Here is a 12,131-nt window from a genome sequence, read left to right as displayed (position 1 = left end):
CATGAAGATCTACACCCGGACCGGGGACCAGGGGGAGACCGGCCTGTACGGGGCCGAGCGGGTCCCCAAGGACCACCCGCGCGTGGAAGCGTACGGCACCGTGGACGAGGCCAACAGCGCTTTGGGCCTCGCGCGAAGCCAGCTGCCCGAACGGCACCAGGACCTGCACGAGGTGCTCGAGCACCTCCAGAACGCCTTGTTCGACCTGGGTGCGGACCTCGCGACCCGCGAGGGTACGCCCTACGCGCGCAACCTGGCGCGGATCGACGCCGCGGATGTGACGCGCCTCGAGGAGCTCACGGACCGTTACCAGGAGGAGGCCCCGCCCTTTACGGGGTTCATCCACCCGGGCGGCCACCCCGCGGCGGCGGCCCTGCACCTCGCGCGCACCGTGGTGCGGCGCGCCGAGCGGCGCGCGGTGGCGTTGGCGCGGGCGGAGGCGGTCAACCCGGAGGTCATCCGGTACTTAAACCGCCTCTCCGACCTGCTCTTCGTTCTAGCCCGCGTGGTGAACGCCCGTGAAGGCGTCTCCGAGCGGGACTGGCTGGTCAAGAAACGCCGGTGAGGGGTTGCATGCGCCTCGTGAGCCTCGCGGCCTCCAACACCGAGATCGTCTGGAGCCTCGGGTGCACCGATTGGCTCGTGGGGATGGACAACCACTCGGATTTTCCCCCCGGCCTCGAGCGCGTCGAGCGCGTCGGGCCGGACCTCGAGGTGGACCTGGATCGGGTCGCGGCCCTAAAGCCCGACCTGGTCCTCGCGAGCCTATCGGTGCCGGGCATGGAGCGCGTGGTGGCGGGCCTCGAGGCGCGCGGCTTGCCGCATCTGGTGCTGGACCCCGAGTCGCTCGAGGACGTGTACGCGAGCATCCGTCGGGTGGCCGGCGCGTTGGGGGTGGCCCGGCGGGGGGAGGCTGTGGTGCGGGGGATGCAGGCCGAGATCGCCGCGGCCCGCGCGCGCCTGCCCGCTTGGGAGCGGCCACCGCGTGTGATGGTGGAGTGGTGGCCCCGCCCGCCCATCGCGGCCGCGCGGCGGAGCTGGGTTACGGGACTCCTCGAGGCCCTCGGCGCGCGGAATGCGTTTGCGCACCTCGACGCGCGCAGCGCTCCCCTGACCGACGCTGAGATCGAGGCCGCGGCTCCGGACGTGATCACGGTGAGCTGGTGCGGCGTGAAGCGGCTCCGGCCGGAGGTGGTGCGCGCGCGCACCCACGCCATTCCCGCCCTGCGGTACAACAGGGTGTACCCCCTGCCAGAGGCGTACCTGGGACGACCGGGGCCGCGCCTGGCCGAAGGGGCGCGCCGGTTGGCGGAGATACTGGAGGGATGGCCTTGCGGCTCAAAGTAACCACGTTCTGGGTTCGGCCGCACTCGAGCGTGGAGGCGCTGCCCGCGGCGGGCAAGCTCCTCACAGGGCTTTTGGAGGGGTTTTACGAGCGTTTTCCCGAGTACGAGGGGTGCCTGGTCTACTCCCAGTCCCCCCGCCGTCCGCGGTACGTTTTCGTGTACGTGAACGGCGAGTGCAGCGGGTTGTTGCCCCAGGCGGCGGAGTACCTGTACCGCTTGCTGGAGCAGGCCTTCCCGCAGGGGGAGGTGCGCCCGTACGGGCGGCCGTGGGCGTAGCGCGGCGGGGACAGCTCGGGGCAGGAGCGGTTAAACTAAACGGTTGGCCCCCGCGTGGGGGCTTATGAACGCGTGGACCTGAGGAGGCGGCGTGCAGGGCGAACCGATCATCGTAGCCGAGAACCTCAGCAAATCCTACCCGGTCGCGGTCAAGGAGCCGGGCCTCGTGGGGACGCTCAAGCACTTCGTGCACCGCACCTACCGGCAGGTGGAGGCCGTTCGGGACGTGAGCTTCTCCATAGCGCCCGGCGAGATCGTGGGGTTTTTAGGGCCGAACGGGGCGGGGAAGACCACCACCCTCAAGATGCTCACCGGCCTGATCCACCCCACCTCCGGTCGTGTGCGGGTGGCGGGGCACGTGCCGTACCGCCGCGAGGCTGCCTTCCTCAAGAAGATCACCCTGGTGATGGGGAACAAGCAGCAACTGATCTGGGACCTGCCGCCCCTCGACTCCCTGCGCATCAACGCCGCCGTGTACGGGATTCCGGAGAGCGAGGCTCGAAGGCGCATCGCAGAGCTCGCCGAGATGCTCGAGCTGACGGACAAGCTCACCCAGCCCGTGCGGAAGCTTTCCCTGGGGGAGCGCATGAAGGCCGAGCTCTTGGCGGCCCTCCTGCACCGGCCGGCGGTGCTCTTCCTCGACGAGCCCACCCTGGGCCTGGACGTGAACGCCCAGGTCGCGGTGCGCGAGTTTTTGCGCGAGTACAACCACCGTTACGGCGCGACCGTCCTCCTCACGAGCCACTACATGGCGGACATCACCGCGCTCGCGGACCGCGTGCTTTTGATCCACCAGGGCCGGCTCATGTACGACGGGAACCTCACCGCGCTCCTCGCGCGCTTCGCCCCCTACCGCGAGGTCAAGCTCGAGCTCGCCCGGCCCCTGCCCGCCGAAGCACTCCGAGCGTACGGGGAACTCGAGGCCCTCGATGGACGGATCGCGCGGTTGCTCGTGCGGCGCGAGGCCTTGACGCGCACCGTGAACCGCATCCTCGCCGAGCTCGAGGTCGCGGACCTGACCGTGACCGACCCGCCGGTGGAGGAGGTCATCGCGCGGGCGTTTCAGGCGGGGATCATCTCTTAGGGAGGCGCGGATGCGTAAAGCCAAGGCGTTGCTCTCGGTCTGGTACGCGTACATGCTCGAGTACCGCGCGGAGCTGGTCTTGTGGGCGCTCGCGGGCGTGCTGCCGTTCATCCTGATGGGGGTTTGGATGCAGGCCGCGGCGGGCGGCGAGTTTGGGATGACGCCCGTGGAGTTCGCGCGCTACTTCCTCGCGGTCTTCTTGGTGCGGCAGCTCACGGTGGTCTGGGTGGTCTGGGAGTTCGAGCGGGAGGTGGTGGAGGGGCGGCTCTCCCCGCGGCTGTTGCAACCCCTGGATCCCGTGTGGCACCACGTGGCGGCGCATCTTGCGGAGCGCGCGGCTCGGCTGCCGTTCGCGCTCTTGCTGGTCGCGGTCTTCTTCCTGCTGTACCCGGAGGCCTTCTGGGTGCCGAGCCTTTCGGGAGCGCTTGGGGCGCTGGGGGTGGTGGGGCTGACCTTCGCGCTGAGGTTTTTGATGCAGTACACCTTCGCCCTCCTCGCGTTTTGGAGTGAGCGGGCGAGCGCAATCGAGGAGTTCTGGTTCTTGTTGTACCTCTTCCTCTCCGGCCTCATCGCGCCCCTCGAGGTCTTCCCGGAGACCGTGCGGCAGGTGGCGCTTTGGACGCCGTTCCCGTACCTTGTGTACTTCCCGGCGAGCCTATTGGTGGGATCGGAGGTGGACGCTTGGCGCGGAGTGGGGGTGATGCTCGCGTGGGGCGCGGTCTTTTGGGTGCTGAACCGCGTGCTTTGGCGGCTGGGGTTGCGGCACTATTCCGGGATGGGGGCTTAGGATGCGACGCTATCTTCGCGTGCTTCGCGTGTTTTGGAGCGCGGCGCTCGCTGCGGAGATGGAGTACCGGGCGAACTTCGCGCTCGCCTTCCTCACGAGCCTGGGGAACCTCGCGGGGGGGGTGTTCGGTTTGTTTCTCTTTTACCGAACCGGGTACACCTTCGCGGGGTGGCGCTGGGAGGAGGCGCTGGTGGTCCTCGGGTTTTTCACCGTGCTCGAGGGGTTCTCGGTCTTCCTCTTGCAACCGAACCTGAACCGCATCGTACAGCACGTGCAGCAGGGCACGCTGGACTTCGTGCTCCTCAAGCCGATCGACAGCCAGTTCTGGCTCTCCACCCGTACTTTCTCGCCCTGGGGGGTGCCGGACTTGTTGCTGGGGGTGGGTATCATCGTGTACGCCGGCGTCCGGCTGGGATTGCCTGCCGAGGCGTACCTCTTGGGGCTAGTGCCGTTCGCGTGTAGCGTGCTCGTGCTGTACGGGTTGTGGTTCATCCTCGCCGCGACGAGCATCTGGTTCGTGAAGATCTACAACGCGACCGAGGTGCTGCGGAGCTTCACCGACGCGGGGCGGTTCCCCATGGGCGCGTACCCGAGCGCGTACCGCTTCTTCTTCACCTTCGTGATTCCGGTGGCCTTCCTCACCACGGTGCCTGCCGAGACCCTGTTGGGCCGGAGCGAGGGCGGGTGGGTGTGGGGCGCGGCCCTGCTCGCCGTGGGGCTTTTGGGGTTCGCGCGGGTGTTCTGGCGGTTCGCCATCCGGTACTACACCTCGGCCTCGAGCTAGCGGGGTTTGACCGGGTCCAGCCGGATGGCGTGTGGATCGTTACAATGCAACCGATGGTCTTCGCGTGGTCGACGATCCTGGTGTTGTGCATCGCGTACCTTTTTGGCAGCGTGCCGGCGGGGGTTCTGGTGGCCCGCGCGTACGGCGTGGACATCCGCCGGGTGGGTTCCGGGAATATCGGGGCCACGAACGTCCTGCGCGCCTTGGGCTGGGGGCCGGGGGTGGTCGTGGCGCTGTTTGATGTGCTCAAGGGCGGCATCGCCGTGGTGATCGCGCGCGCCGTGGGGATCGAGGGGCCTTTGTTGGGCGGCGTGGCGGTCGCGGCGGTCGTCGGGCACAACTACTCGGTCTTCCTGCGGTTCTCGGGAGGGAAGGGGGTCGCGACGAGTTTCGGAACCCTTCTGTTTCTGGACCCGGCCTTGGGGTTGTACACGATCCCGATCGGCCTTGTGGTCATGGCCCTCACGCGGTACGTTTCCGCGGGCAGCATGACCGGAGGGGTCACGGCGCTGGTGCTCAGCCTTGCCCTAGGGCGGCCTGTGTGGGAGGTGTTCACGGTGGGCCTGCTCGCTGCGCTGATCTTCTGGACGCACCGCGAGAACCTGAAGCGCCTCCAGGCGGGCACGGAACGCCGGCTTGGGGAGCGGGTGGCGCTGCCCTCCGAGGAGAGGGGGCGCGCCCGGTGAGCCTGGATCTCTTGGTCCTCGCGCCGCACCCGGACGACGCCGAGCTGGGGTGCGGCGGCCTGCTGGCCCGCGCGGCTCGAGAGGGCCTCGCGACCGGCGTGCTGGACCTAACCCGCGGCGAGATGGGCACCAAGGGCACCCCGACGGAGCGCGCGGCGGAGGCCGCCGAGGCCGCGCGGATCCTGGGGTTGGCCTGGCGAGGCAACCTGGGCCTTCCCGATGGAGGCATCGCGGATACCAAGGCTCAGCGGCTGGCCCTGGCTCGGGTGCTGCGCGAGCTGAGGCCCCGCGTCCTCATCGCGCCGCACGCCGAGGACCGCCACCCGGACCACGTGGCGGCCCATGCCCTCGCGAAGAGCGCGGTACACTTCGCCGGCTTGAAGCAGGCCCCCCTCGAGGGCGCGCCGCACAAGGTCCACCGGCTCTTCTTTTACCCGGGGAACTACCCGGTCCGGCCGGAGCTGCTCGTGGACGTCTCGGCCTACATCGAGGTCTGGGAGGCCGCGGTGCGCGCTTACCGCAGCCAGTTCGAAGGGGAGGCCGCGAGCGAGACGGTGGGCCCGGCGGGGGTGGAGGCCCGCCGGGCCATGCGGCGCTACTGGGGGAACTTCGTGGGGGTGCGTTACGCGGAAGCCCTCACGAGCGCCTTGCCGCTACTGGGAACCCCCTGGTGACGCGGCCGCCCGTCCCTTGAGTTCGGCGTCTGGCAGGCGGAGCGTGGCGAGGAACCCCAGGAGGACGAGGCCACTGGCGTACAGGTACACCTGACGCACCGCGTCGGTAATGGCCTGGTTCAACGCCTCCTGCACCGCGCGGCGCGCGGCCTCCGCGCGCGCCAGGAGCTCTGCGCGGAAGCCCGAGAGGGCCGCGGCGCGCTGCGCGGGGTCCTCGGGTAACCGCTCGAGGAACGCCTTCGCCTCGGGAGGCAGGAAGGGGTTCGCGCGGAGCGCCTCGAGGGCGGCGGGGTCCCCGCGCTGTACGGCTTGGAGCTGGGCCTCGAGGGTTTGCAGCTGCGCGTCGAAGTTTTGGGTGAGGGCGGTGGGGTCGGGCCGCCCGTTGACGGGCAGGTTCGGCAGGGCCTGGGTCATCGTGGCTTGTAGACTCGCGGCGAGGACCGTACCCATGAGGGCCGCGCCGATCGTGGAGCCGATCTGACGGAAGAACTGGGTGGCGGAGGAGGCCGTGCCCATGCGGGCGGGATCCACGGCGTTTTGTACCGCGAGGGTGTAGAGGGGCATGGAGGGGCCGAGGCCAAGCCCGAGGCCGACCATCATGAGGAGGACCTGCCACAGGGGGGTGTCCACCCGGATGAGCTGGTGCATGAGGAGGAAGCCCGCGAGGAGCCAGAGGTTCCCCACGATCATGAGGGGCTTGTACCGCCCGAAGCGGCTCGCGAGCTGACCGCTGGTGAAGCTCCCCACGACCACGCCGAGCACGAGCGGGGTGAGGGTGAGGCCGGAGGAGGTGGCGGAGATGCCCTTGACCTGGATGAGGTAGAGGGGCAGGAAGAGCATCGCGCTGAGGAAGGCGCTGCCGAAGAAGAAGAGCGCGATGCTCGCCCAGCGGAAGACGGGGTGGTTGAGGAGGGTGAGGTCGAAGAGCGGTTCGGGGTTGGTGCGTTCCGCCCAGAAGAAGAGGGCGAGCCCGATCGCGGTGAGGGCGAGCAGCCCCAGGATCTCCGGGGAGGTCCAGGGGTAGGTCGAGCCGCCCCAGCTGGTCGCGAGCAGCAGCGGAACCGTCCAGAGGATCAGGCTGGCCGCGCCGAGGTAATCGAAGCGGTGGCGGGACTTCGGCGCGAGGGGCGGCATGTGCACGGTGGTGAAGTACAGCGCGACCGCGCCGACGGGCATGTTGATGTAAAAAACCCAGCGCCAGGAAAGGTGGTCGGTGAGGAGGCCGCCGAGCCAGGGGCCGACCACGCTCGCGATCCCGAACATCGCGCCAAACAGCCCCTGCACGCGCCCGCGCTCGCGCGGGGGGAAGAGCAGCCCGATCGTGGTGATGGCCACGGCAAACAGCGCCCCGCCGCCGATGCCCTGCACGCCGCGGAACGCGATCAGGGCTTCCATGCTGGGGGAAAGGCCGGAAAGCGCCGAGCCTAACAGAAAGATCAGGATCGCCCAGAGCAGCACGCGCTTGGCCGGGATCAGGTCTGCGAGTCGGCCAACGATCGGCACGGCGACCGTGGAGGCCAGAAGGTAGCTCGTGGCCACCCAGGCGTACAAATGGGTCTTGCCGAGCTCCTCGACGATCCGCGGTAGGGCGGTCGCGACGATCGTCTGGTCCAGGGCGGCTAGGAACAACCCCAGTAGGATACCAATCAGAGTCAGGCGAACCTCGCGGGTCATGCCTCCTCCAGCTGTGTCAGGATGCGCTCTAGGTTCTCGAGGTCCTCAGGGGATACGCCTTTCATGCGGCGGGCTAGTGCGCGCTCGAGGCACGCCCGGCCGGCTTGGAGGGCTTCGTGGCCCTTGGGGGTAAGGTGGAGGCGGTAACGCCGGAGGTCCTCGGGGTCCGGGGTGCGCTCGACGTACCCTTCGGCCTCGAGTCGTTTGAGGAAGTGGCTGACGGTGGGGGGTGGGAGTTTGAGGTTTCGGCTGAGGCCGGAGGGGCAGGGGGTGTCTTGGATGGCGGCGAGGAGGAAGAAGGCCTTGGGGGAGAGGCCAGCCGCTTCCAGGCAGGGCAGGGCTTCCTGAACCATGCGGCGCTGCAGGCGCCAGATGCGGGTGAGGAGGTCCCAGGGCGTCGTCACACCCCGATCTTAGTTCAAGAAATGAATTATTTCAATTAGAAATAAATTGACTGGATAGTTGAATAAAATTACGCCTACGGGTATAATCGGAATCCCTGGCGGAGCCAGGGCACGTGTGGAGGCCGTATGGTAGAACCCTTGCCCCAACCCCCCAAGGACCTGCTCGACTTCAGTGGTCTCAGCGCCGAGCTACTGCACCAGATCCTCGAAACCGCCCGTTGGATGAAACGCGACCAGTACCGCGGCGCGGAACTCGCGGGCAAATCCCTCGCCCTCATCTTCGAAAAACCCTCACTCCGCACCCGCACCACCCTCGAGCTTGCCGCCTACCAGCTCGGCGGGCACGCGGTCTACCTCGACCAGAAACAGATCGGGCTCGGCCAGCGCGAACCGGTGCGGGACGTGGCCAAAAACCTCGAGCGCTGGGTGGACGCCATCGCCGCCCGTGTGTATAAACATGAGACCGTCGCGGCCCTCGCCCAACACGCCGCAGTCCCCGTGATCAACGCCCTCTCCGACCGCACCCACCCCCTCCAGGCCCTCGCTGACCTCCTCACCCTCCAAGAGACCTTCGGCCGCCTCTCCGGCCTCCGCCTCGCCTACATCGGCGACGGCAACAACGTCCTCGCCTCCCTCCTCGAGGCCGCCCCCCTGGTGGGCCTCGAGATCGTGGTCGCCTGCCCCGAAGGGTACGACCCCGACCCCCAGCTCATGCGCCAGGCCGGGGCCACCCTCCTCCGCGACCCCCACGCCGCCGTGCAAGGCGCGCACGCGGTCTATACCGACGTCTGGACCTCCATGGGCCAGGAGGCCGAAGCTGAGCGGCGCCGGCGAGACTTCGCTGGCTTCACCGTCACCCCCGAGCTTCTGCGCCACGCCGGCCCGGACGCCGTCTTCCTCCACTGCCTGCCCGCCCACTACGGCGAGGAGGTCACCGAGGCGGTGGTGCACGGCCCCCAAAGCCGCGTCTTCGACCAGGCGGAAAACCGGCTCCACACGGCCAAGGCCCTCTTCTACCACCTGCTAGGCTGAAGCATGATCAAGGTCGCGATCATCGGAGCGAGCGGGTACGCCGGCGCCGAACTCATCCGGATCCTGCGGCGTCACCCCGGGGTCCAGCTCGTGGGGCTCGCGAGCCGCACCCACGCGGGCCAGCCCCTCTCCGCCGCCTGGCCCCACCTCCCGGACCCCACCCCCTTCACCTCCCCGGACGCGGCCCTCGCCGAGGCCGACACTGTTTTTCTCGCCACCCCTAACGGGTACGCGATGCAGATCGTTCCCACCCTCCTCGAGCGCGGTCAGCGCGTCATCGACCTCTCCGCCGACTACCGCCTCCCCCCGCCCGTCTTCGAGGCCTGGTACGGCCTTCCCCACACAAGCCCCGAGCACTACCCCAACGCCACCTACGGCCTCGTCGAGCTCCACCGCCACGAGCTCCCCGAAGCTCGCCTCGTCGCGAACCCCGGCTGCTACGTCACCGCGGCGACCCTCGCCCTCGCCCCCCTCGCCGCCGAAGGCCTCGCGCACCACCTCATCGTGAACGCCGCAAGCGGCGTCTCCGGCGCGGGCCGCGACGCCGCCGGCACCAGCTTCGCCGAGATCAACGAGGACTACAAACCCTACAAGCCCGCCGGCACCCACCGCCACACCCCCGAGATCGAGCTCAACCTGGCTCGAGTCCAAGCCCAGGGGCGCCACGTCCGCACGCACGGGGAGCGCCGGGACCTCACGCTCACCTTCGTGCCGCACCTCGTCCCCATGACGCGCGGCATCCTCGTCACCGCGTACGCCACGCCCCCCACCCCCCCCACCGAAGCGGAGCTCTACGAGCTGTACCGCGCCTTCTACGCCCACGAGCCCTTCGTGCGCGTGACCGAGGCCCTGCCCCGCACCAAAGGCACCTGGGGCGCCAACACCGTCTGGATCGCCCTCCGCCTCGACGCACGCACCGGCCGCATCGTGGTCTTCGCCGCGCTGGACAACCTCGTCAAGGGCGCGGCCGGCCAAGCGGTCCAGAACTTCAACCGCATGCACGGCTTCGACGAGACCACCGCGCTCGATACGGCCGGCGTCTGGCCGTAACCTGCGGAGGAGGAACGCATGCGCCTACCCATCGGGTTCCGCGTAGGAGCGATCAAAGCCGGGATCAAACCCTCCGGCCGGTTGGACCTCGGCCTCATCCTCTCCGGCCGCCCCGCCGCCTGGGCCTTCGTGGCCACCACGAGCCGCGCTGCGGCCCCCAGCGTGCGCCGCGGGCGCGAGCTCTACGCTGCGGAGACCCCCCTGCAAGCCGTGGTGGTCAACGCCGGGAACGCTAACTGCGCCACTGGCCCGCGCGGCCAGGAGGACGACCGCCGCATGGCCCGCGCTGTCGCGGCGCGCTACGGCCTCCCCGAGCACGCGGTGCTCACCGCCTCCACAGGCGTCATCGGCGTGCGCCTCCCCGTCGAACGCATCGAGCAAGCCGTCCCCACCCTCCAGCCCGGCTTCGACCTGCTGCCCTTTGCCGAGGCTATCCTCACCACCGACACCCGCACCAAAACCGCCGAAGCCACCCTCCCCGGCGGCGCGCGCGTTGTAGGGGTGGCGAAGGGCAGCGGCATGATCCACCCCAACATGGCCACCATGCTCGCCTACCTCCTCACCGACGCCGAACTCCCCCAGGAGGAACTACGCCAAACCTGGCCCAGCGTGGTGGACCGCACCTTCAACCAGATCAGCGTGGACGGCGACACCTCCACCAACGACATGGCCGTCCTCCTCGCGAACGGCGGTGCTGGCCCGGTGGATCCAGAAGAGTTCTGGCCCGCTGTGGAGCGCGTGGCGCGCGACCTCGCCCGCCAGATCGCCCGGGACGGCGAGGGCGCGACCCGCCTCATCACCGTGCGCGTCCAGGGCGCGGCTACCCCCCAAGAGGCCCGCAACGCCGCGCGCGCGGTGGCCTCGAGCGCCCTCTGGAAGGCCGCCGTGTACGGGAACGACCCCAACTGGGGGCGCGTCCTCGGCGCGCTCGGGTACTCCGGCGCGACCTTCGACCCCCTCCGGGTGCGCATCACCCTGCAAGGCGTGCCCCTCTACGACGGGGAGCCCCTCCCCTTCGATTCCCGGATGACCTCCCAGGCGATGCGCCGCGAGGAGGTTGTGGTCGAGGTGGACCTTCGCGAGGGCCCGGCGGAGGCGGAGGCCTGGGGGTGCGACCTCACCGAGGGGTACGTGAGGATCAACGCGGAATACACCACGTAACGATCCCCGCACGTTTCTTGTGTTATCCTTAGCGTTAGGAGGTGACCGTATGAAACGGGTAGTCTTCGCGGTATTGGCGCTCGCCGGTCTGGCCTTCGCGCAAACCCCCTTCGTCGGCGGTGGCTTCTCCGTGGGGAACGGGTTCAACCTCAGCGCCGTGGTTGGGGTGGACGACCTCACCCAAGTCATGGACCGTCCCCTCGGCGTGCGCGCCGCGCTGGACGTGCCGCTTGGCGGCGGTCAGTTCCGGGGGGACGTCTCCGCCTACCTCGGCTTCCCCACCACCCTCCAGGGCGAGGTGACCCTCCCCGGTCCCATCGTCTTCTACACGGGCCTCGGGGTGGCCGTCTCCACCAGCGCCGGCCTCAACCTCCTCGCCGGTGCGCACTTCCCCGTCGTGGAGCCCGTGAACCTCTTCGGCGAGATTAACGCGAGCGTCTTCGGTGGGCCTGGCCTCACAGCCCGCGCCGGCGTGCGTTTCGGCTTCTAACGCACATCTCTGCTAGATTAGAGGGGATGCGCGCGCATCCCCTCCTCTTCACCTTCCTGATCCTCTCCCTATCCGGCTGCGCTCGGCCCAACGACGCGATGGCCCCCATCGTCGGCATTATCACCCCCAAGGCTGGCGCGGTCACCCAAGGCCAAGCGGTCACGGTGGACGGGTACGCTTTCGACGACCACGGCGTCACTAGCGTCACGGCCCGCGTCGTGGTGGACGGGCGCGCCAGCGAACACGAGGTCCTCCCCGAAAGCGAACGCGGTAAGCGCGTGGTCCACTACCGCTTTCAGGTCCAAGCAGAACAGGTGGGCAACTTCGAGCTCCAGATCATCGCGACCGACACTAGCGGCCAAACCCGCACCCTCTCCATGCCCCTCGTCCTGGACAACCGCCCCCCGCGCCTCGAGCTCGAGCGCGTCGAGCTTGTGGACGAGAACCGCATCCGCATCGTGGGCACCGCGCAGGACGACGTGGAGGTGGACCGCGTGGTGGTGCGTTACGGCAAGGTCTTCAGCCGCCTGAACCTCCCCAAGGGCAAGAACGTGAGCTTCTTCGTGGAGGTGCCCGCCACCACGGCCACGGTTATCGCGGTGGACGCGGTGGGGAACCGTACGGAACTCCCCGCCACGCCCAAGCCTTGACAGGAATGGCCTTCGTTGCTAGGATAACTCTCG

General features: G+C 69.0%; 15 protein-coding genes. 13 read left to right on the top strand and 2 right to left on the bottom strand.

Annotated features, from left to right (window positions below; genetic code table 11):
• Position 1 precedes the first annotated feature (1 nt).
• The 8 genes from MARKY_RS08890 (at position 2) to bshB1 (ending at position 5,637) form a co-directional block, all read left to right on the top strand.
• Complete coding sequence (locus MARKY_RS08890; protein ID WP_041658004.1) at positions 2-565, top strand: cob(I)yrinic acid a,c-diamide adenosyltransferase; 564 nt, start codon at positions 2-4, stop codon at positions 563-565.
• Positions 566-573: 8 nt separating this feature from the next.
• On the top strand, positions 574-1,347 hold the full coding sequence (locus MARKY_RS08885; RefSeq protein WP_013704547.1) for an ABC transporter substrate-binding protein: 774 nt from the start codon (positions 574-576) through the stop codon (positions 1,345-1,347).
• Positions 1,326-1,622 carry a hypothetical protein gene (locus tag MARKY_RS08880; protein WP_013704546.1) on the top strand — a complete coding sequence of 99 codons (297 nt, stop codon included), beginning with the start codon at positions 1,326-1,328 and terminating at the stop codon, positions 1,620-1,622. Before MARKY_RS08885 ends, MARKY_RS08880 begins: the two co-directional genes overlap by 22 nt.
• Before the next feature lie 91 nt (positions 1,623-1,713).
• Positions 1,714-2,706 carry an ABC transporter ATP-binding protein gene (locus MARKY_RS08875; RefSeq protein WP_013704545.1) on the top strand — a complete coding sequence of 331 codons (993 nt, stop codon included), beginning with the start codon at positions 1,714-1,716 and terminating at the stop codon, positions 2,704-2,706.
• Between the two features lie 10 nt (positions 2,707-2,716).
• Entirely contained in the window at positions 2,717-3,493 is a 777-nt protein-coding gene (locus MARKY_RS08870; RefSeq protein ID WP_013704544.1) for an ABC transporter permease, read from the top strand.
• Between the two features lies 1 nt (position 3,494).
• Complete coding sequence (locus MARKY_RS08865; protein ID WP_013704543.1) at positions 3,495-4,277, top strand: ABC transporter permease; 783 nt, start codon at positions 3,495-3,497, stop codon at positions 4,275-4,277.
• 44 nt (positions 4,278-4,321) lie between these two features.
• Complete coding sequence (plsY, locus tag MARKY_RS08860; RefSeq protein ID WP_013704542.1) at positions 4,322-4,963, top strand: glycerol-3-phosphate 1-O-acyltransferase PlsY; 642 nt, start codon at positions 4,322-4,324, stop codon at positions 4,961-4,963.
• Positions 4,960-5,637, top strand: coding sequence for a bacillithiol biosynthesis deacetylase BshB1 (bshB1, locus tag MARKY_RS08855; protein WP_013704541.1), 678 nt, complete (start codon positions 4,960-4,962; stop codon positions 5,635-5,637). The genes plsY and bshB1 overlap by 4 nt, the downstream gene beginning before the upstream one ends.
• On the opposite strand, the gene MARKY_RS08850 is transcribed toward bshB1, so the two are convergent.
• On the bottom strand, positions 5,617-7,311 hold the full coding sequence (locus MARKY_RS08850) for an MDR family MFS transporter (protein ID WP_013704540.1): 1,695 nt from the start codon (positions 7,309-7,311) through the stop codon (positions 5,617-5,619). The genes bshB1 and MARKY_RS08850 overlap by 21 nt on opposite strands.
• Positions 7,308-7,715: a MarR family winged helix-turn-helix transcriptional regulator gene (locus tag MARKY_RS08845; RefSeq protein WP_013704539.1), complete on the bottom strand. Its 408-nt coding sequence runs from the start codon at positions 7,713-7,715 to the stop codon at positions 7,308-7,310. The genes MARKY_RS08850 and MARKY_RS08845 overlap by 4 nt, the downstream gene beginning before the upstream one ends.
• A 126-nt stretch (positions 7,716-7,841) precedes the next feature.
• Between MARKY_RS08845 and argF the strand changes: the two genes are divergently transcribed.
• From argF to MARKY_RS08820, 5 genes are read left to right on the top strand one after another with little or no spacing between them, the layout of a single operon-like run.
• Positions 7,842-8,747 (top strand): ornithine carbamoyltransferase, encoded by a 906-nt coding sequence (argF, locus tag MARKY_RS08840; protein ID WP_013704538.1) that lies wholly within the window; start codon positions 7,842-7,844, stop codon positions 8,745-8,747.
• Positions 8,748-8,750: 3 nt separating this feature from the next.
• Entirely contained in the window at positions 8,751-9,797 is a 1,047-nt protein-coding gene (gene argC / locus MARKY_RS08835) for an N-acetyl-gamma-glutamyl-phosphate reductase (protein ID WP_013704537.1), read from the top strand.
• A gap of 18 nt (positions 9,798-9,815) precedes the next feature.
• On the top strand, positions 9,816-10,958 hold the full coding sequence (gene argJ / locus MARKY_RS08830; RefSeq protein ID WP_013704536.1) for a bifunctional glutamate N-acetyltransferase/amino-acid acetyltransferase ArgJ: 1,143 nt from the start codon (positions 9,816-9,818) through the stop codon (positions 10,956-10,958).
• A gap of 49 nt (positions 10,959-11,007) precedes the next feature.
• Positions 11,008-11,448 (top strand): hypothetical protein, encoded by a 441-nt coding sequence (locus MARKY_RS08825; protein WP_013704535.1) that lies wholly within the window; start codon positions 11,008-11,010, stop codon positions 11,446-11,448.
• Between the two features lie 26 nt (positions 11,449-11,474).
• On the top strand, positions 11,475-12,098 hold the full coding sequence (locus tag MARKY_RS08820; protein ID WP_013704534.1) for an Ig-like domain-containing protein: 624 nt from the start codon (positions 11,475-11,477) through the stop codon (positions 12,096-12,098).
• Positions 12,099-12,131: the final 33 nt, after the last annotated feature.

The sequence above is a fragment of the Marinithermus hydrothermalis DSM 14884 genome, from assembly GCF_000195335.1.
In the GTDB taxonomy this organism is placed as follows: domain Bacteria; phylum Deinococcota; class Deinococci; order Deinococcales; family Marinithermaceae; genus Marinithermus; species Marinithermus hydrothermalis.
The sequence above is the reverse complement of the archived record's forward strand: the minus strand, read 5'-3'. Positions and strand labels throughout refer to the sequence as shown.